We start from the raw sequence: 23584 nt of genomic DNA on the forward strand, positions 1-23584 counted from the left end.
CGGTTCGTGGTTGACGGCCTGTCGCGTAGGTGGTCACGGCCCTTCCTTCGAGGGTAATTAATGTCGGTCGGGCCTCGAGGCACGCGCGCGGCCAACCGGTGAGGCAACTCACGCGGTTTCGAGCCGCATCCCTGGCGAGACTGATCCACTAGCTTGAGCGCGAACCGAGTTCCCCGACGCGACTCCACACGAGCCTGGGCGGGTCGCGGAAAATGGCAGCCGAACGGGAAGAACCGAATAAGCTTGGGGTCCGCACTCGGCTCGCCGGAGCTGGAGTAGCGAGTGAGACGGAGACTCTACGTGCCCCAAGACGATTTTCTCAAGTACGAAGCCTCAGGGATCGCCGCACTGCTACGCACCCGAACGCTCGCAGTTCCGTTCTACCAGCGTTCCTATTCATGGATCACGAAGGAAGGTAGCACCTACACCCCCGACTCAGAGGTAGACAAGCTTCAGGTGATCGACTTCTGGAGTGATCTGACCTCGAGCTTCGCGAACAATTTTTCGTACTTCATGGGGACCGTCGTCCTTGCACGAGAGGGCGACGGGGCCGATGGCCGTCAACTCGTGATCGATGGCCAACAGCGCCTAGCCACGACGTCGCTCCTGCTGGCTGCGATTCGCGACAAATTCGAGACAGGCGGCGCGAACGACTTCGCGAAATCGACCCAACAGGACTATCTCGGAAAGTTCGATCGCAGAGTTGGACTCGATCAGCCTAAGCTCATATTGAACACCGAGGACCGGGACTTCTATGAGCGTCGAATCGTCTTGGGTCGGAGCGACGTCGAGCCAGCAAACTACAGTCAAGGGCTCATCTCCGAGGCATTTGAGTATCTCTCCGAGAGGGTTGAAAATTTCACGGCGAGCCACGGCACCGCTTGGCGCGACAAGTTGAATGAGCTCGTGGACTGGCTTGACACGAGCGCACAAATCGTCGCCATCGATGTGGCAACCGAGGCCGATGCCTTCCTCATCTTCGAAACGCTAAATGATCGCGGCGCCGACCTGACCGTCGCCGATCTTCTCAAGAACTTCCTGTTCAGCCGCTCTGCGTCGAGACTCGACGAGGTTCGTGACAACTGGGTGGCAACACTGACGAACCTCGATATCAACCGGGTCGGCAACCAGCGCTTTACGAACTTTGCGCGCCACCTTCTCAGCTCTAAGTACGGTCGGACGCGCGAGCGTGAGGTCTATGGCCGATTGAAGGACATCGTCGCTTCGCCCGCCTCCGCAGTGACGTTCTCCCAAGAGCTCAAGGACTCGTCTCGGCTCTACTACGCCATGCTTACTGCTGATAGCGATTTCTGGGGCGACTACCCAGCGCATGTGTCGAGCGCCGCAGAGATCTTGGTTGAGCTCAATCTTGAACAATACCGCCCGCTCCTGCTTGCAGCCTTGTCCGAATTCGATCACGGCGAGATCGTTAGATTCGTGCCCACGATGGTCTCATGGGCAATTCGCGGACTCTCATCGGGAACGCTCGGCGCAGGCACCGCCGAGGCTGCTTTCTGTGAGGCGGCTCGAGACATCCGGTCGGGCAAGATCAAGACCACCGAACAAATCCTGGCAGAGTCTCGCGTAGGGACTCTGATACCAACCGACGGGGCGTTCGAAGCAGCGTTCGCTGGATGGCGCGTCATGCGTGGGTCACTCGCAAGATACCTGCTTCGAGCGCTCGAATTACAGGAGCGCGGCGATGCGGAGCCGGAGCTAGTCGTCAACGACGACGTCGAAGCCGTCAATCTGGAGCATGTCCTTCCGAAGAACGCGAAGCGTGACGACTGGCCAGCGTTCACAGAGGATGATCAGCGAGCGTACGTCCATCGCTTAGGGAACCTCTGCCTGTTGCAGAAGGGCCCGAACGGGCGAATCGGCAACAAACCGTGGGCGGCCAAGCAGTCGATACTTAAGCTATCGAGTCTTCGCGTGACGGCTGATGCGGCCGCGAACTCAAATTGGACGAAGAGCGTCATCGATAGGCGCCAAAAGCAGTTGGCAACCCTGGCCGTCTCAGCTTGGCCGCGTCTGCCTCGTGGGTAGGTTAGGGGCTTCCGGGTCGGGGTCGGGGTCGTGTGCGCACCACCGCGCCCGGCGCCGTTGTCAAGCCTCACGTCACGCGCTCCGAACGAACCGTAGCGTGAGCCGCAAACCCGAGGATCCCTGGCGATGCGGACGAGGCTCGTGAGGGTCCCACTGAACCCTGACACCCCTAGATCGTCGTGTTTAGGACCTTGACCACAATCAGCAAGCGGCACAGGACCGTCATCCTGGGAGTTCAATGCAACAGGCCCGCACGCTCCGCCAGCACCGCCACGTCCACCCGGTTCCTGGCGCCCAACTTCGTCTGCGCCGCGGACAGGTGCGACTTCACCGTCGCCTCGGACACGTACAATTGCCGGGCGATCTGGACGTTCGAGTGCCCGTGTCCCACGGCGATGGCGACATCTCGTTCCCGTTCGCTCAAGGACGACATCGCGTCCGTTGCTCGTCGCCGCTCGGCGCCGCCGATATCCCGGGCCAGGTGGTCGAGCACCTGTCGGGTGCTGCGCGGGGACAGCACGGCGTCGCCGGCCATCACGTCCCGCACGGCGCGGATGATGTCCATCGGCGGGGCGGACTTGAGCAAGAACCCAGCGGCGCCAGCGGCGAGGCTGCGCAGCACGGCGTCGTCCACGTCCCAGGTGGTCAGGACGATGACGTGTGGCGGGTTGGGCAGGGCACGGGCGGCCGCGGTGGCGGCAATGCCGTCCATCCGGGTCATCCGCAGGTCCATGAGCACCACGTCCGGGGCGTGCGCCTGGACGGCTTGCACCACCTCGTCGCCGTCGCCGGCCTCGCCGACCACCTCGATGTCGGCCGCGCTGTCCAGGATCAGGCGCAGCCCGGTGCGCACCAGAGCGTCGTCATCCACGAGGAGCACTCGGTGCGGTCGGGGCATGGCCCCAACGTAGGCGCCCGCACCGACAGACGGTGCGCAGACGGGCTTGGGTGACCTCCGCCGTCGCCGGCTAATGCCCGCCTGAAAGCGAGCGGTGCAGGTACTCCACGAGCGATCGGATCCCGAACTCCCAGCGGGCCAGGGAGTCCGTCGGCGCGACCTCGTTGGCCAGGGTGCCCAGGTGGGTGCTGGCGATGGTGACGCGGTCGCCGATCTTATGGGTGAAGCCCAGCCCGGGCACACCCCGGTCCTGGGTGGGGGCGAACAGGGTGCCCGTGTAGAGGGCGAAGCCGTCCGGGTACTGGTGGTGGTCGCCGCTGGTGGCCTCGACCAGTCGTTCGAAGGACCGGCTCAGGCGGGCGACGTTGTTCTCGTCCTCGAGCACGTAGCCGTCCTCGGCGCCCTCCACCCGCAGCGTGATCCGCTCAGTCCGGACGGTGTCCAAGGTGAAGGCGTTGTCGAACAACCGGATGAACGGACCGATCGCACTGGAGGCGTTGTTGTCCTTGGCCATGCCGAGAAGCAGGGCGCTGCGGCCCTCCACGTCGCGCAAGTTCACGTCGTTGCCCAGCGCGCATCCGCGGACCCGGCCGCGGGAGTCGACGACGAGCACCAGCTCCGGCTCCGGGTTGTTCCAGGAGGAGAAGGCCGGGATGCCGACCTGGGCGCCGTAGCCGACCGAGGAGAGCACCGGGGCCTTGGTGAAGACCTCCGGGTCCGGGCCGAGGCCGACCTCCAGGTACTGCGACCACAGGCCCTCGGCGAGGAAGACCTCCTTCACCCGCGCGGCGGCCTCGGAGCCGGGCTCGATGGTGTCGATCTCGGCGTGCAGGGAGGCGGCGAGGGTCTCGCGGACCTGACGCGCGCGGGCCGGGTCACCGGCGCTGCGTTCCTCGATGACGCGCTCGATCATGCTGTCGACGAAGGTCACGCCGCAGGCCTTGACCACCTGCAGGTCCAGCGGGGCGAGCAGGTGCGGGCGGTCCTGCGCCCGAGCGAGGGACGCCTCGACGAGGTCGGAGAGCCGCCAGCGCGGGTCGCCGGTGGTGCCGGTCACTACGGCTGCGGCGTCATCGCGCTCGAGCAGGCCGGCGACGGTCGGGGCCACGTCGAAAAGGTCGTAGACGGCTTCGCCGAGGACCCGGACCGGCCGGGGTCCGCCGGTCTCGGGGTCCCAGACCCGGCCGACGAGGATCGCCTCGTCGGCGTCGGTGGGGAGGATCGCGTGCACGGCGTCGGTCTGGGTGCTCATTTCGCTCCTCGTTCGGAGATCTGCCATTCGCCGTCGACTCGGCGGGAGATCGCCAAGGGGTTGTCCTCGCGCAGGGCTGCGTGCAACGAAGCTTCGGGGAAGCCCTGGTAGGACACCGGGCGCATGAACCGGCGCGCTGCCGCGGTTCCGACCGAGGTGGTGCCGGGCGCCGTCGTGGCCGGGAAGGGGCCGCCGTGCTGCTGGGCGTAACTGACGGTGACGCCGGTGGGCCAGGAGTTCCAGATCACGCGTCCCGAGCGTGCGGCCAGGACGTCCACCAGCTCGTCGAGTTGCTCGCCGGGTTCGGCATGAACGGTGGTGGTCAGCTGGCCCTCGAGGAGTTCGACGCCCCGCGTGAGCTCGGCCTCGTCCCGGTAGGAGATGACGATGCTGGCCGGTCCGAACATCTCCTCGCGCACGATGGCCGGATCCTGCACGGCTGCCTCGACGGTGGTGGCGAAGAGTGCGGGCGCGGGTGCGTCACCTTGCCCGCCGGGGACGATCTCGGTCAGGCCGCGCTGGGCCATGGCCGAGCGGGCGTGGAGGAATCCCTCGGCCAGGCCTGTGGTGAGCATGGGCGACGGGTCGCTGCCGGCCACGGTCTCGCGGAGCACCTGGGTGCTGTCCTCGTCGAGCTGGGGCACGAACAGAATCCCGGGCTTCGTGCAGAACTGCCCCATGCCCAGGGTGTAGGAACCGACGTAGGCGGTGAGGATCTCGTCGCGCCGCGCGGCCCAGGCCTGCTGGGTGACGACCACGGGGTTGATGCTGCCCAGCTCGCCGTAGAACGGGATCGGCTCGGGGCGGGCGGCCGCACGGTCGGCGAGGATGCGGCCCACCCGGGTGGATCCGGTGAAACCCACCGCCGTGGTGAGCGGGTGGTCCACGAGCGCCTGGCCCGCATCCCGGCCGGTGACGGCGCTGAAGAGGCCCGCGGGCGCACCCGCTTGCGCGAGCGCGGCCACGACGATCTCCGCCGTGCGGAGCCCGAGCTGCAGGTGGGCCTCGTGGATCTTGTGGACCACGGCGCAGCCGGCAGCCAGCGCCGAGGCGCTGTCGCCACCCATGACGGAGAACGCGAACGGGAAGTTGGAGGCGCCGAAGACCCCGACGACGCCGAGGGGGACGTTCATCCGGCGCAGGTCCGGCCGAGGTCCCATGCCCCAGGAGTCGTCGGCATGGTCGATCGTGGCGTCGAGGATCTCGCCGCGGCGGACCTCTTCGGCGAAGAGGCGCAACTGGAACGTGGTCCGCTTCAACTCCCCCTGCAGGCGCCCTTCGGCCAGGTGGGTCTCCGCCTGGGCCAGCGGGACGAGGTCCTCGGCGGCGGCGTCCAGGCCGTCCGCGATGGCCTCCAGCCAGCCTGCTCGGGTGTCCGGTTCGGCCCCACGTGCTGCGAGGAATGCCACCTGTGCCTGCTGGACTGCCTCGTCCAGTTCGTCATTGGTCGTCATACGGCAAGCCTACGGTCCGGCGCCAGTCGCGGACCGCGACGACCACCACGTGGCCCCCTTCGATGGTGCGACAGATGGTGAGCAGAGACCGGGCTACATTGGGCGGTCGGACCGGACATTTGGAGGACTGATCCATGGCTGAGGTAAGCGTCGTCGTGTGCGACATGTGTGGCCAACTGGATCGGTCGACGGCGCGCTACGGAATCACGCAGGGCGGCTCGACGGTCCAATTCGACCTCTGCGAACAGCACGCGGCGCCACTCGAGCGGGTGCTCGACAGCAAGCGTCCGGACGATGGCAGTTGGCGCCGGTTCGAGGGCATGTTCACGACGTTCGAAGAGATCGAGGAGCAGAAGAAGCGACGCGCTGACGAAACCTGATCGGCGGACTCTAAAAGTCTCTAAAGGAGCCCTTAGTGAAGGCAACGCGGAAGGTGGCTCCGCTGGGCGATCTACCCATCTGGCCGCCCGATTGTGCCCTGCGGCCTTTGCCGTTAAGTGGCGGGGTTCTGTCGATGCTCTGTGGCGGCCTCCGCTCGCGGCGATGCAGGCGGGCACTGCGCTGGCTGACGCTCCGTAAACCGATCCTCCATGGGGGACGGAGTGCGAGATGAAGTTTGCGGTCGATGTCCGAGTCGGCTCGCGGATGACCTGGGCTTTCGGATCCTGTAGAAAGCACTCTGGGAGCCGACGACGGCCACCTCCTGCCCAGCAAAAACGACACCAGGAGTTCGACGTGCTCCCCAGAAAGCCTCACCGTCCATCTAGGGCGGGCGGATCGGCTACACATACGGAATACCGAGCAGCCAGACGGCGTTAAACAAATTGAGAGAGAGGAAGAACAAACATGGCAAATTTACTTGACGGTAAGGTAGCGATCATCACGGGCGGCGCCAGCGGCATCGGCCAGGCGAGCGTCGAGGCCTTCGTCGACCACGGCGCAAAGGTGATCATCGGCGACATCCAAGACGAGCTGGGCGAGTCGCTTGCGAAGAAGCTGGGTGACTCGGCCCGATACGTCCACGCTGACGTCACCAATGAGGACGACGTCGCCGGCCTCGTGGATGCAGCGGTGGAGTCCTACGGCAAGCTCGACGTGATGTTCAACAACGCCGGCGCACCGTCCGCTCCGTCGCCCATCGTGGACGTCAGCACTGAGTACCTCGACAAGGCCCTCGCACTGTTCGTCCGCTCTGTGGTTCTCGGCCACAAGTACGCCGCACGCCAGTTCAAGAAGCAAGCCACCGGTGGGTCCATCATCTCCACCTCCAGCCTGGCTGGTCTGCAAGGCGGGTGGGGCGACGTTGGCTACTCCACCGCCAAGGCCGCCGTACCAAGCATCGCCCGAGTGGCGACCATCGAGCTCGGCAAGTTCGGGATCCGATCCAACGTCATCGCCCCCGGCATCATTGTGACGCCGATCTTCACCCGCTACGCGGGGCTGAGCGAGGAGGACTCCGGGAAGTTCCTCGAGCGGCTGGAGGAGAAGTCTAAGGACGAGCAGCCCCTGGGCCGGACTGGTGTCCCGAATGACATCGCCGGCCCCGCGGTGTTCCTCGCCTCCGACTTGTCCTCGTTCATCAGTGGCGTGACCATCCCTGTCGACGGCGGTTCGTCCTCGGTGACGTTCAACCGCTTCGATGCGATTTTCGGTGAGGTCGCAGCTGAGATGGAGGCCGGCTGGGTCTCCGCCCGCAGTTGACCCACACCAGGCATAGAGGGGCCCGGCAGCATCTGCCGGGCCGTTCTGCTCGCTCAAGCAACGGTTTGGCTCCGGTCTGGAGGTTGCCCATCAGCAGCGGGTCGATGGAACACCGGCGTGCACGCGGGTAAGACACTCGTGCCGCCGACGTTGAGAACCTGAGGCGTCCCGTTAGCCGAACCCCTCGAGGGAACGGTGCAGGTCACCGGGCGCACCCACGTTCGAGTGTTCGCAAGCCCGCCCGAAAAAGTGCCCGGTGACGGCGGGTCGTGCGGGACACGTCTGGCGTCCCGTAGACGAACGATTCCGCTACAACGTTCGCGGCATCGCGGGGGCTGGTGTGGCTTGTGCCCTTCAGGTCGCCGGCGGGCGCCATGCCAGGATCTCGTCCATCGAGCGCAACATCAGATCGGGCCGCAGCCGCGTCGCCAGCGAGAGCGCCCGGTCCCGCACAGCCACCGCGACCGGGTTGTGCACCGCGGTGACGCGGCAGATCGACATCGAGCGGCGCACGACGTCGGCTGTCCGCTCCAGCCGGGCGGCCGTGTAGGCGGACAGGTCGCCGTCCGCGAGGTGCCCGAGTACCACGGCGTCCTCGATCGCCTGCCCGGCACCCTGGCCCAGGTTGGGCGTCATCGGATGGGCCGCGTCGCCCAGCAGGGCCACCCGGCCCACATGCATCGCGGGTAGCGGCGTTCGCAGGTAGTACAGGTCGTTGCGCAGGATGCGGCCGGCCTCGGCGGCGTCCAGCAGGGCGGGGATCGGCTCGTGCCAGTCTCCGAACCGGCGCAGCAGTTCGGCTCGTTCGTCTTGGTGAACCGCCCCGGCGGGAGACCGGTCGGTGGCGTAGTAGTAGACGAGGTCGTCATCCAGCGCGTGGATCCCGAACACGGTGCCACGACCCCAGCTCTCCGAGCTCCGGATCGACAAATCGGGCCTGCGCACCAGCCCTCGCCACGCCGTCACTCCCGCGTACGACGGCCCCGGGTGCCCGGGAAAGAGCGCTGTCCGCACCGGCGAGTGGATGCCGTCGGCGGCCACCACGAGGTCGGCGGTGAGTTCACCCGAACTGGTCTGTACCGTCCCGCGGGTGGCGTCGACGCCGGTGACCGCCGTGCCGAGCCGCAACCGGTCCGCCCCGAGCGCGTCCGCGAGCAGTTCGACGAGCGTCGCGCGCAGGAGGACGACGAGGGAGTCGCCGTACAGCTCCTGCACCCTGTCTTCGGTGGTGTGCGTCAACCACCGGCCGTCGCGGCGACGCAGGCCCGCCTGGCCCTCAAGCCGCGACAGGGTGCGGACCCGGTCGCCCAGGCCCAGTGCGTCCAGGGCGCGCAGCGCATTGGCCGCCAGCACCAGACCGGAGCCGACGGGTTCGAGCTCCTGGGCCTGCTCCAGCACGTCCACATGCCAGCCCGCGCGGCTCAATGCGATGCCTGCCGTCAAGCCGCCGATGCCGCCACCGATCACCACTGCCTTCATTTTCGACCCTTCCAAGTCCACGTTCGCCATCCAAGAACACTACGGCTGTAGTGTCACTACAGCCATAGTATGCACCCATGAAGCGTTCCGAGGCCGTGGCAGAGGCAGCCATCACCCTGCTGGCCGATCGGGGGATGCGCGGCCTCACCCACCGGGCGGTCGACGAGGCCGCCGGGCTGCCGCCCGGTTCGACGTCCAACCTGGCCCGCACCCGTGCCGCCCTGCTGGAGCTGACGATGTCCCGGCTGACCGAGTTGGAGGAGCGGGTCTTCGCCGACGCCTTCGTGAGCGAGCCCCTGACCGTCGCCGAACTGTCCGAGCTGATGGCGCGGTTGCTGCAGGTCCAGCTGCAGGACCGCCGGCGCACCCTGGCGCGCTTCGAGCTCGCGCTGGAGGCGACTCGCCGGCCCGAGCTGCGCCGCATCTACGACCGGGCCGGCCGCCGGTTCCGCGACGCCGCCGTCGCCCTGCTCACCGCTGCCGGGTCGGCCGATCCGGTCCGGCACGGCCGCCAGGTGGTCGCATTCGGCGAGGGCATCATGTTCGACGCGATCGCCGGGGCCGGCAGTGAGCCAGCGCTGGACGAACTCCAGGACGCGGTGCGTGAACTACTGATCGGCATGCTCGGCGGCGAGGCGAAGCAGTAGCGCCCGAAGCACGCGGCGCTGGACACAGGCGACCTCCGCCGTCGCCGTCTACCCGACCTGCCGCCACGGCAGGGTGACCGTGACGCGGAACGTCGCTCCGCCGTCGTCCACTCCGTACTGGAGGCGACCGCCGAGCAGCTCGACGCGCTCGGCGATGCCCTGCAGGCCGCGGCCGGGCGCGCCGCCGGCGGGTGCGGGCCGGTAGGGGTTGCGGGCGTCGATGCTGACGCCGTTGCTCGGGCCGCCGGTCACGGCGAGGCGGATCTGCTGCCCGGACGCGTGCTTGCGGGCGTTCGTGAGCAACTCTTGCACGATCCGGTAGACGGCGCGGGCCAGGGCCGGGTCCGCCGACTCGGCCTGGTCCAGGTAGACGGTGGCGCTGACCGGCACGCCGGTGCGGACGGTCTCGTCGATCACGGCCGGTAGGTCCACCAGGGACGCCTCAGGCAGCGCGTGGTCGGCGCCCGGGTCCTGGCGCAGCACGGACAGCAGCGAGCGCAGGTCCTCCACGGACTGCCCGGCGCTGGCCCGCACGAGCGCGGCGCTGCGGGCCAGCTCGTCGTCGTCCTGCGCGTTCACCTCGAGGGCCCCGGCGTGCAGGTTCAGCAGGGACAGCCGGTGGCCGAGCACGTCGTGGACCTCGCGGGCGATCCGTTCGCGCTCGACCTGGCGGGCGAGCTCGTCGCCGAGGCGAGCGCTGTCGCCGACGGCCTCGTCGGCACGCCGGTCCGCGGCCCGGGACAGCCGGCGTGCCCGCAGCACGAGGCCGAGCCCGATCGCCGGGCCCAGCGCCAGCGCCACGGCCAGCGGCACGAACCACCAGCTCAGTTCGACCGGCGTCTCCGGTGGCGCGCCGGTCGGCCCAAGCATCGTCTTCGGGAACGACTCGGCCATCGTCTCGGCAAGCACGTCCCGGATCGCGGTCACCATGGTCGCGACGCCCACCGCACCCGCCGTCCACCACACGCGCGGCCCGGATCGGTGGGCCACCAGCGAGACCAGGGCGAACAACGCCGTCGATGTCCCGACCGGTAGCACCACCGCGACGCCCGCAGCGACCAGCGTGACCAGGAACGGCCACCGGTGGCGCCACCCGAGCAGCGCGGGCACGGCGATCGCCGCGAAGAACAGCCCGAGGGCCACCCCGGTGTTCTCACCGGAGATGCCCTGACCCCAGTCGGAGAACGCCACACTCATGATCGAGGCGCAGAACGCCGCCACGACGAGCAGCGCCGTCCGCCACCAGGGGGCGCGGCGCCGTCGGGCGGGCGTTGTCTGCACATTCCGCACCGTAGGGCCCGGCGGGGACATTCGGGCTCCATCGATCGGTCAGGTTCGCCCGGTCGCCCCTCCCCCGATCGGCCAGCCGGCTCCAGGCGTTCGGTGGATGTGGCGGTGCTGCCCGACGGCGTTGGCTGGGGTCATTCCCCGAACCTGGAGGTTCCGATGAGCACCAACGTCCCCGGCGGCCAGACGCCGCCCCAGCCGCCCTACGCCCCGCAGGGCGCCGTCTCCTACTCCACGCCCGACGGCGGAGCCCAGCCGGGCGGGTATGGTCCCGCCGGTCCGGGGCCGGGCGGGTACAACCCGGCCGGGCCGGGCGGACCTGGCTCGGGCGGCTACGGCCCGGGCGCGCCGGTGCCGCCGCCGGTCGAGCCGAAGAAGCGCAGTTGGTTCGCGCGGCACAAGATCCTGACCGGGATCGGCGCCGTCGTGCTGCTCGGCATCGTGATCAACGCCGTGAACGGCGGCGGGTCGCAGCCGTCCGCCCAGGGCGACGCGCCGACCACCCAGGCGCCGGCCGCCGTCGAGCCGGACGCCCCGGCCGGGGACGCTTCCGAACCGGCCGCACCGGCCGCGACGGAACCGGCCGCCGTCGAGCCCGCGGTCGAGGAGGCGCTGCCCGGCGTCGGCGCCGCGGTGCGGGACGGCAAGTTCGAGTTCGTCGTGACGAGCATCGAGACCGGCGTGGATACGGTCGGCAGCGAGTACCTGAACGAGCAGGCGCAGGGACAGTTCGTCCTGGTGCACCTGACCGTGACGAACATCGGCGAGGCGCCGCAGTACTTCTCCGACAGCGACCAGCAGCTCTTCGACGCCGCCGGGCGTGAGTTCTCCCCGAACTCCACCGCCGGGCTCTGGATCGAGGGCAACGACACGTTCTTCACCGAGATCAACCCGGGCAACACCGTGGAGGGCACGATCGTGTTCGACATCCCGGCCGACGCCGTCCCGACGACGCTCGAGTTGCACGACTCGTTCCTTTCGGGTGGCGTGGAGGTGGCGCTGGGCTGACCGGCCCCCTGAACCGGTGGACCCGGGCCGCGACGGGCGGCTCGGGTTCACCACTGCCTAGGAGCGCCCGGCCTCGGTCCACTTCCACCAGGTGTAGTGGTACTCCCCCTCCTCGACCTGGAACCGCTTGCCGCAGTCGCGGCACTCGCAGATGCGGTCGGGCACCCTTTTCCAGTCGCTGGGGACCGTCTCCACGATGCGGATGTGCCCCCGGCGCACCTCCTTCGCAGGGTCGTAGAACTGGTGCGAGGGGTAGGCGGCGCAGAGGCAAACTCCCTTGCCGAAGAGCTCGATCCGGTCGAGGGCGTGCTCGAGGTTGGCGCTGTTCGACGCGAGCATGCCGCCGAGGTCCGCGTCCGCGGTCGCCTTCTCGATGGCGGGCAACGCCAGTGCCAGCGGCGCCAGGATCTCGGGATCGCGGGTCGCGAACACCTCCCACACCGCATTGAGGATGCGGGCCTTCTCGCCGGAGAGGAAGTCCGCGACGAGCGGTGCCCGCAGCGCGTCCTCCTCGGCTCCCGGTCCGGCCAGCCACTGCGCCGGCAGCACGAATACCGCCGCCTTGCTCCGCTCGAGCGCGGCCCCGGAGCTGTCGGCAAGGACCACGGCGTCACTCCCGAGCGGCCACCACGCGGCGGTGTCCGCACCGAGCGATCGCACCAGGCTCGCGGGCGCACTGCGCCGGTCGTAGGACGCCGGGTCGGTGTGCTTGTCATCGGTGAAACGTGTCGCGTCGAAGTAGCGACGGGCGCCCCAACGCCGGTTCGCCGCCACCACGAGGGCCGAGGTGAAGGACGCCTGGGCCGCCGCGTCCGAGGTGGCCGCCAGCGGGAGCAGGTGCATCAAGTAGGTGGTCTGCCCCTCGATCCCGTCGAGCTCCCACTCGAGCCACTCGTCCCCGTCCGGCCACGGCAGGTCCACCATCTGCTCGATCACGGCGATCACCTGCTCCGGGGTGGCCTCGATGATCTCGTCGCTCACTCTGCTCGGCCCCGGATCAGCTGCCCGCGAGCAGGTCGCGGTAGCGAGCTTCGTGGTGCTCCGCGGGGGTCGGCGACACCGCGGGCTCCGGGAGCTCGTCGGGGTCGTCGGTGCTGATCGTGACGCCCTGGGACCGGCACTGCGCGACCAGGCCGGGATAGCCGTCGTCGGCCCACTGGCCGTACTCGTCGCTCAGGGCTTCGCTGAGGTTGGTGCCCCGGAGGAGGTGGAACTGGCCCTCGGTGTCGAAGCGGACGATGGCTGCCGCGGTGAGCGGGAGGTCGTTCGGGCCACGCCAGTAGCCGAACGCCTGGCCCTCGTCCTCGTCCTGGGCGACCCACGTGATCAGCGCGGCCGTCTGCGCGATCGCCCGGACGTTGGCGGCGATGTCCGGGTTCGCGAGGTCCTCGGCGGTCAGGTAGCTGGTATCCAGCGCCGGCGGCTGCTCGTCGTCGGCGAGCAGGCGCAGGGCCTCCGACCAGGGGTTCGCGTTGCCCGCGTCCTGCTGGCGGCGCCAAACGGCGAGATCTTCGGGAACCATCGACATGCCTCTCGTAGTGGTGTGCGGCTCTTCGGTGGCGTGCGCCGGGCAGCAGTCTGGCACGGCACCGGGCGACGCGGTTCCGACGGATCTATCGTGGTTCCCGGAGAGGACCCACCATGCAGCGCCCCCACGACCCTCCCACCACGGCCGACGTCGACGTCCAGGTCCCGGCCGCCGTGATTCGGCGCTTCCACGAGGTGGTGTGGCTGAGCTCGTGGCGCGTGGTGGCGCCCGTCGGCGTTGCTTGTACGACGGCGGCCGGCGCCCTGGTCCTGCGGGCCACCCGGGCGTTTCGCCGGGGTTCGGCCGGTACGACGGCGCCCTCCGCCATGCTCCCGATCGGTGCCGCAGCCGGTCTGCTCGGGGCGGCGGTAGCGCTGGTGGCCAATGCGCTGGCGGGCTACGTGCCGACCGCCTCCGCGGGCCTGCGCCTGGGCACCCATGGCTTCCGCAGAGCCCGGCACGAGAGCACCGAGCTCCAGCCCCGGCACCCGATGAGCCGGACCGGGCGGCGCACCGCGCTGCTGCACGGACCGCCGTCGCGGGGAACCGTGTACACGGTCACCGTCCCCGGCGACCTCGACCTCCAGGTGCCGCCGAGCACCGCCTGGGTGTACCTGCCCCCGGGCGTGGAGGCGGCGTCCGTGGTCCGCTACCCGGCCATCTACCTCATCCACGGGACGCCCGGAACCTCGGCGGACTGGTTCGCCGCGGCGCTGGTGGACCGGGCGATGGACGTCCTGCTGCACGCCCACCTGGTCCGACCGATGATCCTGGTCTCCATCGACGCCAACGGCGGACCGTCCAAGGACACCGAGTGCCTGAACTGGCGGGACGGCCCGCAGATCGAGTCGTGGCTCTACCGGAAGGTCATCCCGTTCGTCGACCGCACGCTGCCCACCATCGCGGACCGGTCCGCCCGCGGCCTGGGTGGCATGTCGATGGGCGGGTTCTGCGCCCTCGACCAGGGCCTGCGCCACCTGGACACCTGGGGACTCTCGCTGGTGTTCGAGGGTTACGGCGATCCCGGCAGCGCCGGACCGGCGGCCCTCGGCGACGACCCCGACGTGATCGCCGCCCACACCCCCAGCAGCTACCTGCCGTCCCTGCCGCTGCCGCTGCGGCTGCCGGTCTACCTCGACGTCGGCGAACGGACCGCGGACGTCGGTGCCGTCCGCGGCCTCGCGCGCCAGCTCGCCGACCGGGGCCAGACCGTGTACTTCCGCATCGCGCGGGGGCACGGCCACAGCTGGGCCGAGGTGCGCGACGGCCTGCCGTACGCGCTCACGTTCGCGTCGACGCATCTGCGCGGCACCCCGCCGGTTCCCGGGGAAACGGGACCGGCCTCGGAGCCACTCACGACGGCGGCGGGTGAGAGAGGAAGCGACCGACCACCGGCAGCCCGGTGAGGCCCTCGACGTCGGCGATCGCCAGTCCCTGGGCCGCGAGCAGGTCCATGGACCCGACGGCGGCGTAGCGGGGCACCCAGCGTGGCTGGTACTTCGCGTTGAACCGCCACAGCGACTCGATCTGCATCCGGCTCGAGGCGCGGCGCAGGACGCTCCGGGCGAGCCTGCTCGTGGGTGCCTCACTGTCCCCGGCGACCACGCTGTGCAGGACCGCGAAGTTCAGTGCCACCGACGCACCGCCGCGTGCGGCGATGTGGCGGATGGACTCGACCACCAGGAAGTCCATCACACCGTTCGGGATGCCCTCGGCCGGGCTCCGCCGCATGGTGTCCACGGACCACCCCGGCAGCCGAGGAGCGGGCACCCACTGGATGAACGCCTGGATCCGGCCGGCATCATCTCGCGCGACCGCGAGCAACAGCCCGGTATCGGCCGGGTCGAACAGTCTGGAGAGCGTCATCGAGAACCCGTGCTCGGCCTCACCCTGCCGGCTACGGACCGCGACCTCGACCAGCTCGGCCCGCGTGCCGCCGTCGAGCGTGGCCGGGTCGAGGAACGCGACCGTGAACCCGGCGGCGACCATACGCCGGTGCGCACGGCGCACACTCTTCAATGCGCTGTCGGTCAGGTCGAACGCGGCACAGTCCACGATCGCCTCGTCACCGAGGTAGAACGCGCGCAGGCCGCTGGTCTCGTAGATGCTCAGCCACTCCTGCGACGCTCCGAGCACCGTGACGGACCAGCCGTGCCGCTCGGCGTGGGCGGTGAGCTCGGCCCAGACCTCGGCGCGCTCCTCCGGCGGCCCGATCGGGTCCGGCGAGACGACGCACACGCCGCCGCGGACCGCGTGCGCCACGACGCTGCGACCGGTGAAGAACCACTGCTTGTCGTCGCGCAACGCGAAGTAGTCCAGGCTGCCACCGCCGTAGCGGGTGACCACGGCACGGGCGCGTTCGCGTTCCTGCCGGTGGGCCTCACCCACCAGCGGCGCCGACGCCGCTGGAGAGAGCAGGAGCCACAGCACGCTGCCGAGCAGGCCAAGGCCGACGGCGGTCAGGATCGGGCCGGCGAAGGCGCCCATGAACGGGAGCGGGCTGTCGCTCCACCCGCCGAGGCGAAGCAGGACGGCCCGCGCCGACTCGTCGAGGTCGCTGGCATCGAGGGTGCCGAACCGGACGGCCAGCCCGAGGGAGATGGTGAGGGTGAGGACCACCCCGCCGATCCCGACCACCGCCGCCCGGGTGAGGGCGGCACGGCTCGCCAGCACGGGGAACGCCCGGTGGTTGAACGCGAGCCACACCGCGCCGCCCGCAGCGAGCGCGGCTTCCTCGACGTCCAGGCCCTTGGTCAGGTGCAGCACCACGGAGGTCACGAGCAGTGCCTCGGCCGCGATCCAGCCGAGCCGGTGCCCGCGGCGCAGACCCCGCGCGGTCAGGAGCAAGGCGAACGAGACGAAGATGAGCGTGAGCGTCGCCGTCTCCGGCACGACGAGCGGGACGACCTCCAGCAGGATCCGGACCCGCCCGCGCAACGGGTCCGAAGCCGCCGAGAGCAGCCCGAGGACCGCGAGCACGACCACCGCGTACGTGGCCGCGCGGCGGGAGCGATCGTGGCGCAGCCACTGGGACGCGCCGGCCTCGCGGGCCGGCCGACGCGATCTGGCGACCCGCACGGCGCCGGGCCGCCTCGCCTCCGGTGCCATGGCCGATTCCCCTGTGCCCCGGCGGTCAGTCGGGGATCAGGAGGCCAAGACGCTCAACGGTGCACGTCATGGCACGAATCTACGCGCCATGCTCACTCACCGTTCGACGATCCGGCACCGATGCGGTCCACTGGCGACGCCGACGCGCCGGCTCCTACTGCGCGTAGCACCGGACCTCGGCGACGGCGGCCGAGGGGTCGCCGTTCGTCGCGTGCACGACGAGCCGCAGCCGCGTCGCGTGCACCGGCTCGGGCAAGTCGTGCTGGCGGCGGCGGCTCGCGTTCTCGTCGATCGTCAGCACCCGGCGTAGGTCGCCATCGCCGTCCGCGACCTCGATCGAGTAGGACCTGGCGGCCTGCGGGTCGCGGTAGCCGGGCGGGTACCGGTCGTACTCGCGCAGCAGGCTGCCCGCGAAGGTCAGCTCGACCCGGCCGATCCGCTGCGGGGTGTCCCAGGCCAGCTCGAGCCACTGGTCCAGGACCTGCGCGGGGTCGGAGCGCCACAGGTTCGTCGAGGCGTGCGGCCGGGTGACCCCGGTGAGCACCTCGGACGCCGGGTAGGTGGACTGGGGCGGGTCGATCCGGTGCGACAGCGTGATTGCGTCCAGGTAGCGGCGCATCCGGCCCGAGCCGATCCGCACCCCGGAGAGGCATCCCGGCACCACCGTGCCGGCGCGGTGCCAGGAGATCTGCGGGTCGGCGTCGAGGTCGAGCCGGACGTAGCGCACGTCGCCGGCCGCCCCCTCGGTGAGGTCCTCGGCCGGCAGGTCCACCTCCCAGGACACCCAGACGCGCTCCCCCGACGGCACCTCGAGGTCCGTCTTCGCCAGGACGGGTGCGTCGTCGATGCGGTAGTCCCAGATGTGGTCCACGGCCCGCAGCCGCGCGGCGAGCGTGCGGGTCTCGGTGGAGGTGTTCGTCAGGCACACGGACACCTCCCGCAGGCCCGGTGCGCCGGGGCCCACCTCGACGGCGATCCATTGCCCGCGCACCTCGGCCAGGACGTCGTCGGTGCGCTTGGAGTGGTCGGCGAGCCCGCGGGTCACACCCACCGATTCCGGTCCGGCCCCGTAGGTGAGCGCCGTGGAGGAGGCACTGACCCGGGCCCGCCTGGCCAGGTCCTCGGCGTCGGTGTTGCGCACGCTCGGCAGGAACGCGCCGTCGCGCAGCAGTCGCTGCTGGATCACCTCGATCGAGCGGGTGGCGACCTCGTGCACGGGCACGCCGTCCCGGATCGCGACGGCGGCCGCGGTGCCGGCGGCCTGGCCCATGATCGCCGTCGTCGCCTGCACCCGGACGGAACCGAGCGCCACGTGCGTCGCGGAGACGTTGCGCCCGGCCATCAGCAGGTTCGGCACCTCGAGGGCGATCAGTGAGCGCAGCGGGACCCCGAACGGGCCGACGTAGGCGGCGACGGCGGCCGGTGCGGTGGTCTCGTGGCCTTCCGCGGCCGTCGGCTCGCTCGTGGCGGCGAGCAGTCCGCCGGGGGTGTGCAGGTCGATGTTCCAGCCGCCGTAGGCGATCTCGTCCTCGAACGGCTCGGACCGGGTCAGGTCGCCCTCGGTGAGCAGGTGCTGGCCCATGATCCGGCGGCTCTCCCGCTTGCCGGGCACCTGCCCGATCCAGTCCAGGGCGAAGGTGCGCGCCCGGTCACGGAGTTGCGGATCCTTGTTCTTGACCCAGTCCCAGACGCCGAGGGCGTGCCGGGTCAGCTCGTGCCGGATCGTCTCCGCGTCATGGATGGTGTGCCATGGCACCCCGATCTCGATCCACCAGTAGCCGCCCTTGAGGGTCGACGGCTTGCGACCTCCCTTGTAGAAGAACGCGGCGTCGTCGTAGCTGACGGCCCACTCCGGGAGGGTGAAGTCCACCGGGTGACCGACGTCCTTGGTCTTGATGTGGATGGAGTTGCCCATCACGTCGTCCGAGGCCTCCAGCGGGGCGTGCGGCTCGTCGAACTCCGATCGCGCCTCGGTCCCCATCCGCCACGGGGCGCCGGCGAGCGCGGCGACCACGCCGTCGCCGGTGCAATCCACGAACACCTCGCCGCGGAAGGTCGTCTCGGTCTCGGCGCTGGCCGTGTAGCCCACGACGGCCTCGATGCGGCCGTCGTCGCCGACGCTCACCTCACGCACCGCGGTGTTGAGCCGCAGCTCGAGCCCGGGGGTCCGCTCGACCAGGTCGTACATGGTCAGGTCCCACACGCTGTTGGTGAAGCCGTTCTCGAAGATCTCCTCGTGGTTGAGCAGACGTTCCTGCTCGAGCAGGTCCCCGATGATCCCGGTCTCCCTGGCGTAGCCGTGGTAGTTCGCGGAGCCGCGCGGGACCACCCGCACCTCGGAGGAGCTGTTGCCGCCGAGGACCGGACGGTCCTGGACGAGCACTGTCGAGAGGCCGAGCCGAGCAGCGGCGACAGCCGCGCTGACGCCGGCGAGCCCGCCGCCGCAGACGACGACCTGGAACGTTTCCTGACGGGTGATCACGTGGATTCCTCAACTGAAGTGGTGGTGGAAGGGCGGACCGGGTTCATCCCTTGAGCCCGGTCGTGGCGATGCCCTGGATGAGCTTGCGTTGGAAGAGCAGGAAGGTGATGAACACCGGCAGCAGGGACACCAGCGACATCGCGAAGAGCTGACCGTAGGAGGAGTTCCCCATCGCGTTGACGAACATGCGCAGCCCGAGCGGCACCGGGTAGTCGTTGAGGTCGCTGAGGTAGATCAGCGGCCCGAGGAAGTCCTCGTAGGTCCAGATGAAGGTGAACACTGCCGTCGTGGCCAGAGCGGGCACTGTGAGCGGGAGCATCACCGAGCGGAACGTGCGCCAGCGCCCGGCGCCGTCGATCTCCGCGGCCTCGTCGAGCTCACGAGGGATGCCCCGCATGAACTGGACCAGGAGGAAGATGAAGAACGCGTCCGTGGCGAGGAACTTCGGCACGATGAGCGGCAGATACGTACCCACCCAGTCGATCGCGGAGAACAGCGCGTACTGCGGGATCAGGGTGACGTGCCCGGGCAGCATCATCGTGCCGAGCATGACCGTGAACCACAGCCCCTTCAGCGGGAACCGCAGCCGGGCGAAGGCGTACGCCGCCAGGGTGCAGGCGATCAGGTTCCCGAGCACGGCACCGACGCAGATGACGAACGAGTTCAGCATGAACTGCCCGAATCCCGGCGGGTTCGCGACCCAGCCCGCGGGAAAGTTCGAGAGGTCGATGCCGCTCGGGACCACCGAGGGGCTCGAGAAGATCTCGGTCTCCGGCACCACCGAGCTGCGCGCCATCCACAGCAGCGGGTAGATGGAGACGACGCAGATCAGCACCATCAGCCCGTGCCAGGCGATCGTCCGCAACGGCGTCGAGCGCTTCGTCGGGGGTTTGCTCGGGCGTGCCCGCGCGGCCCTGGCACGCTGAGGGTCCGCCCTGCGGAGCGCGGCCGGCGCCGTCACGACTGGTCCCCGTAGAACACCCAGCGACGGGCACCGAGGAAGTTGACGGCGGTGAACACCGCGATGATCGCGACGAGCACCCACGCCATGGCCGAGGCGTAGCCCATCTCGAACTCGCTGAACCCCTTGATGTAGAGGTAGAGCGTGTAGAAGAGGGTCGAGTCCACCGGGCCTCCCGTGCCGTTCGAGATGATGTATGACGGCGTGAACGCCTGGAAGGCGACGATCGTCTGCATGATCACGTTGAAGAACACCAGCGGCGTGAGCAGCGGCAGGACCACGGAGAAGAAGCGCCGCACCGCACCGGCACCGTCGACGGTGGCCGCCTCCAGCACCTCCTGCGGGATCTGGCGCAGGCCGGCGAGGAAGATCACCATCGGTGAGCCGAACTGCCAGACCGCCAGCACGATGATCGTCAGCAGCGAGGTGTCGGGCGAGGAGATCCAGCTCGGCCCGTCGATGCCGACGAGCGCGAGGATCTGGTTCACCGCCCCCTCACCGCCGAAGAGCTGGCGCCACAGCACCGCGATGGCGACGCTCCCGCCGAGCAGCGAGGGCAGGTAGAGCACCGCGCGGTAGAAGGACATCCCGCGCACCGCGCGGTTCATCAGCAGCGCCAGTCCGAGCGCGACGGCCAGCCGCAGCGGCACCGAGGCCAGCACGTAGGTGAACGTGACCCGTAGCGACTGGAGGTAGCGCGGGTCGTCGGTGAACATCGTGCGGTAGTTGTCCAGGCCGACCCAGACCGGGTCGTGGAACAGGTCGTACTCGGTGAAGGACAGGTACGCCGAGACGATCATCGGGCCGAGCACGAGGCCGACCAGGCCGACGAACCACGGCAGTAGGAAGAGGTAGCCGGCCCGGGCCTCACCGCGCTGCCGCGGCGAGCGCCGGGGCTTGGGTGCGCGGCCACGAGCCGCGCCCCCGGACAGCGCCCCACCGCTCGGCCGCACCGGCGCCGCGGACCTGGCAGCCGCCGTCGTCTCAGCCTTCAGCGTCTGCGAAGAACGCATCCACGGCCTCATCGATCGTCATCTCTCCGAACGCCACCGACTCGTCGAGCTGGTCGAAGAGGGTGCGCGAGGTTGCGAAGCCATCGGGCCACAGCCGGTTCAGCGGACGCGAGTTGTCCGCGACGAGGTCCATGTACTCGACCGCCGGGCGCTCCTCGTCACTGACCAGGTCCACCAGCTGCTCGCGGGCGGCCGCCGTGGGCGGGACGCCCAGGGAGACGCCGAGCGTCTCGATCGCCTCGGGGTCGTTGACCAGGTGGTCGATCAGATCGGCGGACCCCTGCGGGTTCTCCGACCATGCGGAGATCGACCAGAGGCTGGCCGCGTTGATCCAGAGGCTGGGGTTCTCGGAGTTGTACGGCGGCAGGCCGATGTCGAGCGCCGCGTCGGTCACCGACTGGACCGCGACATAGTCCTGGGTCCAGGCGAACGTGGCTGCGGCGCGGCCGCTCGCCAACGGGCTGCCGGGCAGATTGCCGCTGGCCTCCGCGGTGGCTTCCGCCGGCGGGACGGCGCCGCTCTCACGCATGTCGGCCCACAGCTGGAACCAGGCACGCAGATCGTCCGGGGTGGCGTTGATCGAACCGTCGTCGGCGTAGAACTCACGCCCGCTGTCACGGACGTACAGGATGAACAGGATCATGTCGCCGCCGCCGTCCTGAATGCCCCAGGTCTCGCCGCCGCTGGCGGTGTGGACCTCGTTGGCGAACGTGCTCAGGTCGTCCCAGGTCCACTCACCCTCCGGAGCGGCGACGCCGAGTTCGGCGAGGAGGTCGGAGTTCGTGACGAAGCCCATCGCATTGGTCGCGGCGACCACGCCGAAGGTCTCGTCGCCGACCGCGCCGAAGTCGCGGATGCCCTCATCGAGGCCGCTCAGGTCGAGGTCGACCTCGGAGAGGTCGAGCAGCGCGTCGCGTCCGGCGTAGGTGGGCAGCTGGCTGGCCGCCTGCATGACGACGTCGGGAATGTCCCGGCCCGCCACCTGGGTGGCGAGCTTGTCCCAGTACCCGTCCCAGGGCTGCGCCTCGATGGAGACGTCCGGGCCACCTGCCTCGGTGAACGCGGTGATGGCCGCGTCGAGTGCCTGGTTCTGGTTGTCCTCTCCCCACCAGGCGGCGCGGATCGGGGCTGACGGATCGGCTGGCTCCCCGCCACCGTCGTCGGATCCTCCGCCCACGCCGCACGCGGCGAGCGTGAGAGCGGCGCAGGTGGCGAGGACTGTCATCTGGGCGTGGCGGCGGTGCGTGCGCCGAGTGGATTTCACGGGTTCTCCTAGAGGCCTGGCTGCGGTGACAAGCAGTACAACGTTAGACGAGTGTGGCATGAGCATGGATGACGCTGTCAAGCCAGCATTTGCTCCGCGAAGAGGGCTCAGAACCAGCATTTCGACCCGATAGAGTCTGCGGCATGTCAGATCCGACATATTCACAGTCACGACGGTCCAGCGCGCGGTCCGTCGGCATCAAGGATGTCGCCGCCGCGGCCGGCGTCTCGTGGAAGACGGTCACGAACGTCATCCACGGCAGACCGAACGTCGGGCCGGCGACGAGGCGCCGCGTCGAGCAGGCCATCGAGGACCTGGGCTACCGCGCGAACCTGGCCGGGCGTCAGCTCCGGCACGGCCGTACCGGTCTGCTCGCGGTCTCCGTTCCCGACCTCGCCACGCCGTACTTCGCGGACCTCGCCCGATCGATCGTGCAGCGCGCCCGGGAGGACGACTACACGGTGCTCATCGACGAGACCGGGCACTCCGTCGTACGCGAGACGGCGGCGGCCCGAGGCTATGCGGTCCGCTTCACCGACGGCGTCATGCTGAGTCCCTCGCGCCTGACCGGCGTCGAGGTCGCCGCCCTGCGCAGTGACACACCGGTGCTGCTGCTCGGCGAGCAGCCCGAGTCGGGCGGCCTGGACCACGTCAGCATCGACAACGGCGCCTCGGCCCGGGAGGCCACGCGGCACATGCTCATGCTGGGCAGACGGCGGCTCGCCTTCCTCGGCGCCGAGATCGGCCCCAACCATCGGCGCGCTTCGTCGCTGCGCATCGCGGGCATCGAGCAGGCGCGAGCCGCCGAGCGGGACCGGCCCGAGCTCACGCTCATCGAGACCAGTGAGTTCAGCCGGTCCGAAGGCTTCGCGCGCACGCGGATGGCGTTCGAATCGGATGCCCGGCCCGACGCACTGCTCTGCGCCACCGACCTGCTTGCCGTGGGGGCGTTGCACGCACTCGCCTCCCTCGGGCTGCGGGTGCCCGACGACGTCGCGGTTCTCGGCTGGGACAACGCGCCGGAGGGCGAGTACTCCTGGCCGCCGCTGACCACGATCGCCCCGGATATGGCCGACTTCGCCACCCAGGCCCTGAAGCTGCTCATCGCTCGGATCGCCGAGCCGGAGGCGCCACCGCGTCGAGCCGTGGTGCAGCACCGCCTGGTCGTGCGATCGAGCACGCTCGGCACGGCGGCGGCGTTCAATCCGGCCGTGCCATACCAGATCAGATATGAAGAGCCGAGCCCGGCCACGTTGATCCGCGACGCGCGGATACGGGCCGGCATGACCCAGGCGGCGCTGGCCAAGGCCGCCGGCACCTCCCAGGCGATGATCGCGCGGTACGAGGCGGAGACGGTGAGCCCGACCGTCCCGTCGTTGCGCCGGATCCTGCGCGCGCTCGGCACCGACCTGCACCTGGACGTCACCCCGACGCCGGAGTGACTCATGCCCGGCAG

19 protein-coding genes are annotated in these 23584 nt (G+C 69.7%); 7 read left to right on the forward strand and 12 right to left on the reverse strand.

What is annotated here, in order from left to right; all coding sequences use genetic code 11:
* The first annotated feature begins 300 nt into the window (after positions 1-300).
* Positions 301-2046, forward strand: coding sequence for a DUF262 domain-containing protein (locus tag KCQ71_RS17300; protein WP_223408187.1), 1746 nt, complete (start codon positions 301-303; stop codon positions 2044-2046).
* A gap of 235 nt (positions 2047-2281) precedes the next feature.
* Here the strand turns inward: KCQ71_RS17300 and KCQ71_RS17305 are convergent, their stop codons facing one another.
* The 3 genes from KCQ71_RS17305 to KCQ71_RS17315 form a co-directional block, all read right to left on the reverse strand.
* Positions 2282-2944, reverse strand: a complete 663-nt coding sequence (locus KCQ71_RS17305) for a response regulator (RefSeq protein WP_223408189.1) — start codon at positions 2942-2944, stop codon at positions 2282-2284.
* 70 nt (positions 2945-3014) lie between these two features.
* Complete coding sequence (locus KCQ71_RS17310; protein ID WP_223408200.1) at positions 3015-4196, reverse strand: fumarylacetoacetate hydrolase family protein; 1182 nt, start codon at positions 4194-4196, stop codon at positions 3015-3017.
* The gene (locus tag KCQ71_RS17315) at positions 4193-5650 is read right to left on the reverse strand and encodes an aldehyde dehydrogenase (NADP(+)) (RefSeq protein WP_223408202.1); all 1458 of its coding nucleotides are present in this window, start codon (positions 5648-5650) and stop codon (positions 4193-4195) included. Before KCQ71_RS17315 ends, KCQ71_RS17310 begins: the two co-directional genes overlap by 4 nt.
* Positions 5651-5784: 134 nt before the next feature.
* Between KCQ71_RS17315 and KCQ71_RS17320 the strand changes: the two genes are divergently transcribed.
* Together KCQ71_RS17320 and KCQ71_RS17325 are read left to right on the forward strand one after the other, a co-directional pair.
* Positions 5785-6030: a hypothetical protein gene (locus KCQ71_RS17320; protein WP_223408204.1), complete on the forward strand. Its 246-nt coding sequence runs from the start codon at positions 5785-5787 to the stop codon at positions 6028-6030.
* Positions 6031-6496: 466 nt separating this feature from the next.
* A complete protein-coding gene (locus tag KCQ71_RS17325; protein ID WP_223408206.1) occupies positions 6497-7351 on the forward strand; it encodes an SDR family NAD(P)-dependent oxidoreductase in 855 nt (284 codons plus the stop codon).
* 354 nt (positions 7352-7705) lie between these two features.
* On the opposite strand, the gene KCQ71_RS17330 is transcribed toward KCQ71_RS17325, so the two are convergent.
* Entirely contained in the window at positions 7706-8830 is a 1125-nt protein-coding gene (locus tag KCQ71_RS17330) for an FAD-dependent monooxygenase (RefSeq protein WP_223408207.1), read from the reverse strand.
* A 77-nt stretch (positions 8831-8907) separates the two neighbouring features.
* Between KCQ71_RS17330 and KCQ71_RS17335 the strand changes: the two genes are divergently transcribed.
* Positions 8908-9477, forward strand: a complete 570-nt coding sequence (locus KCQ71_RS17335; RefSeq protein WP_223408208.1) for a TetR/AcrR family transcriptional regulator — start codon at positions 8908-8910, stop codon at positions 9475-9477.
* Between the two features lie 48 nt (positions 9478-9525).
* Here the strand turns inward: KCQ71_RS17335 and KCQ71_RS17340 are convergent, their stop codons facing one another.
* Positions 9526-10758: a sensor histidine kinase gene (locus KCQ71_RS17340; protein ID WP_223408209.1), complete on the reverse strand. Its 1233-nt coding sequence runs from the start codon at positions 10756-10758 to the stop codon at positions 9526-9528.
* A gap of 165 nt (positions 10759-10923) precedes the next feature.
* On the opposite strand from KCQ71_RS17340, the gene KCQ71_RS17345 reads away from it, so the two are divergent.
* Positions 10924-11772, forward strand: a complete 849-nt coding sequence (locus KCQ71_RS17345; protein ID WP_223408210.1) for a DUF4352 domain-containing protein — start codon at positions 10924-10926, stop codon at positions 11770-11772.
* Positions 11773-11829: 57 nt separating this feature from the next.
* On the opposite strand, the gene KCQ71_RS17350 is transcribed toward KCQ71_RS17345, so the two are convergent.
* Entirely contained in the window at positions 11830-12753 is a 924-nt protein-coding gene (locus KCQ71_RS17350) for a hypothetical protein (protein WP_223408211.1), read from the reverse strand.
* A 16-nt stretch (positions 12754-12769) separates the two neighbouring features.
* Positions 12770-13300, reverse strand: coding sequence for a hypothetical protein (locus KCQ71_RS17355; protein WP_223408212.1), 531 nt, complete (start codon positions 13298-13300; stop codon positions 12770-12772).
* Between the two features lie 113 nt (positions 13301-13413).
* On the opposite strand from KCQ71_RS17355, the gene KCQ71_RS17360 reads away from it, so the two are divergent.
* On the forward strand, positions 13414-14706 hold the full coding sequence (locus KCQ71_RS17360) for an alpha/beta hydrolase (protein WP_223408213.1): 1293 nt from the start codon (positions 13414-13416) through the stop codon (positions 14704-14706).
* On the opposite strand, the gene KCQ71_RS17365 is transcribed toward KCQ71_RS17360, so the two are convergent.
* The 5 genes from KCQ71_RS17365 to KCQ71_RS17385 form a co-directional block, all read right to left on the reverse strand.
* A complete protein-coding gene (locus KCQ71_RS17365; RefSeq protein WP_223408214.1) occupies positions 14654-16408 on the reverse strand; it encodes a bifunctional lysylphosphatidylglycerol flippase/synthetase MprF in 1755 nt (584 codons plus the stop codon). The genes KCQ71_RS17360 and KCQ71_RS17365 overlap by 53 nt on opposite strands.
* Before the next feature lie 154 nt (positions 16409-16562).
* Positions 16563-18890 (reverse strand): FAD-dependent oxidoreductase, encoded by a 2328-nt coding sequence (locus KCQ71_RS17370; protein ID WP_223408215.1) that lies wholly within the window; start codon positions 18888-18890, stop codon positions 16563-16565.
* Positions 18891-18933: 43 nt separating this feature from the next.
* A complete protein-coding gene (locus KCQ71_RS17375) occupies positions 18934-19851 on the reverse strand; it encodes a carbohydrate ABC transporter permease (protein ID WP_223408216.1) in 918 nt (305 codons plus the stop codon).
* A complete protein-coding gene (locus KCQ71_RS17380; RefSeq protein WP_223408217.1) occupies positions 19848-20864 on the reverse strand; it encodes a carbohydrate ABC transporter permease in 1017 nt (338 codons plus the stop codon). Before KCQ71_RS17380 ends, KCQ71_RS17375 begins: the two co-directional genes overlap by 4 nt.
* Positions 20836-22128, reverse strand: a complete 1293-nt coding sequence (locus KCQ71_RS17385) for an ABC transporter substrate-binding protein (RefSeq protein WP_223408219.1) — start codon at positions 22126-22128, stop codon at positions 20836-20838. Before KCQ71_RS17385 ends, KCQ71_RS17380 begins: the two co-directional genes overlap by 29 nt.
* A 143-nt stretch (positions 22129-22271) precedes the next feature.
* On the opposite strand from KCQ71_RS17385, the gene KCQ71_RS17390 reads away from it, so the two are divergent.
* Entirely contained in the window at positions 22272-23570 is a 1299-nt protein-coding gene (locus tag KCQ71_RS17390) for a substrate-binding domain-containing protein (RefSeq protein ID WP_223408221.1), read from the forward strand.
* Positions 23571-23584: the final 14 nt, after the last annotated feature.

It is taken from the genome of Occultella gossypii (genome assembly GCF_019947135.1).
GTDB lineage: Bacteria > Actinomycetota > Actinomycetes > Actinomycetales > Beutenbergiaceae > Occultella > Occultella gossypii.

Bases quoted from the DNA above. Each gene is read 5' to 3' on its own strand.
- KCQ71_RS17305 (WP_223408189.1), bottom strand. From the start codon at position 2,944: ATGCCCCGACCGCACCGAGTGCTCCTCGTGGATGACGACGCTCTGGTG.
- KCQ71_RS17310 (WP_223408200.1), bottom strand. From the start codon at position 4,196: ATGAGCACCCAGACCGACGCCGTGCACGCGATCCTCCCCACCGACGCC.
- KCQ71_RS17315 (WP_223408202.1), bottom strand. From the start codon at position 5,650: ATGACGACCAATGACGAACTGGACGAGGCAGTCCAGCAGGCACAGGTG.
- KCQ71_RS17320 (WP_223408204.1), top strand. From the start codon at position 5,785: ATGGCTGAGGTAAGCGTCGTCGTGTGCGACATGTGTGGCCAACTGGAT.
- KCQ71_RS17325 (WP_223408206.1), top strand. From the start codon at position 6,497: ATGGCAAATTTACTTGACGGTAAGGTAGCGATCATCACGGGCGGCGCC.
- KCQ71_RS17330 (WP_223408207.1), bottom strand. From the start codon at position 8,830: ATGAAGGCAGTGGTGATCGGTGGCGGCATCGGCGGCTTGACGGCAGGC.
- KCQ71_RS17335 (WP_223408208.1), top strand. From the start codon at position 8,908: ATGAAGCGTTCCGAGGCCGTGGCAGAGGCAGCCATCACCCTGCTGGCC.
- KCQ71_RS17345 (WP_223408210.1), top strand. From the start codon at position 10,924: ATGAGCACCAACGTCCCCGGCGGCCAGACGCCGCCCCAGCCGCCCTAC.
- KCQ71_RS17355 (WP_223408212.1), bottom strand. From the start codon at position 13,300: ATGTCGATGGTTCCCGAAGATCTCGCCGTTTGGCGCCGCCAGCAGGAC.
- KCQ71_RS17360 (WP_223408213.1), top strand. From the start codon at position 13,414: ATGCAGCGCCCCCACGACCCTCCCACCACGGCCGACGTCGACGTCCAG.
- KCQ71_RS17365 (WP_223408214.1), bottom strand. From the start codon at position 16,408: ATGGCACCGGAGGCGAGGCGGCCCGGCGCCGTGCGGGTCGCCAGATCG.
- KCQ71_RS17380 (WP_223408217.1), bottom strand. From the start codon at position 20,864: ATGCGTTCTTCGCAGACGCTGAAGGCTGAGACGACGGCGGCTGCCAGG.
- KCQ71_RS17390 (WP_223408221.1), top strand. From the start codon at position 22,272: ATGTCAGATCCGACATATTCACAGTCACGACGGTCCAGCGCGCGGTCC.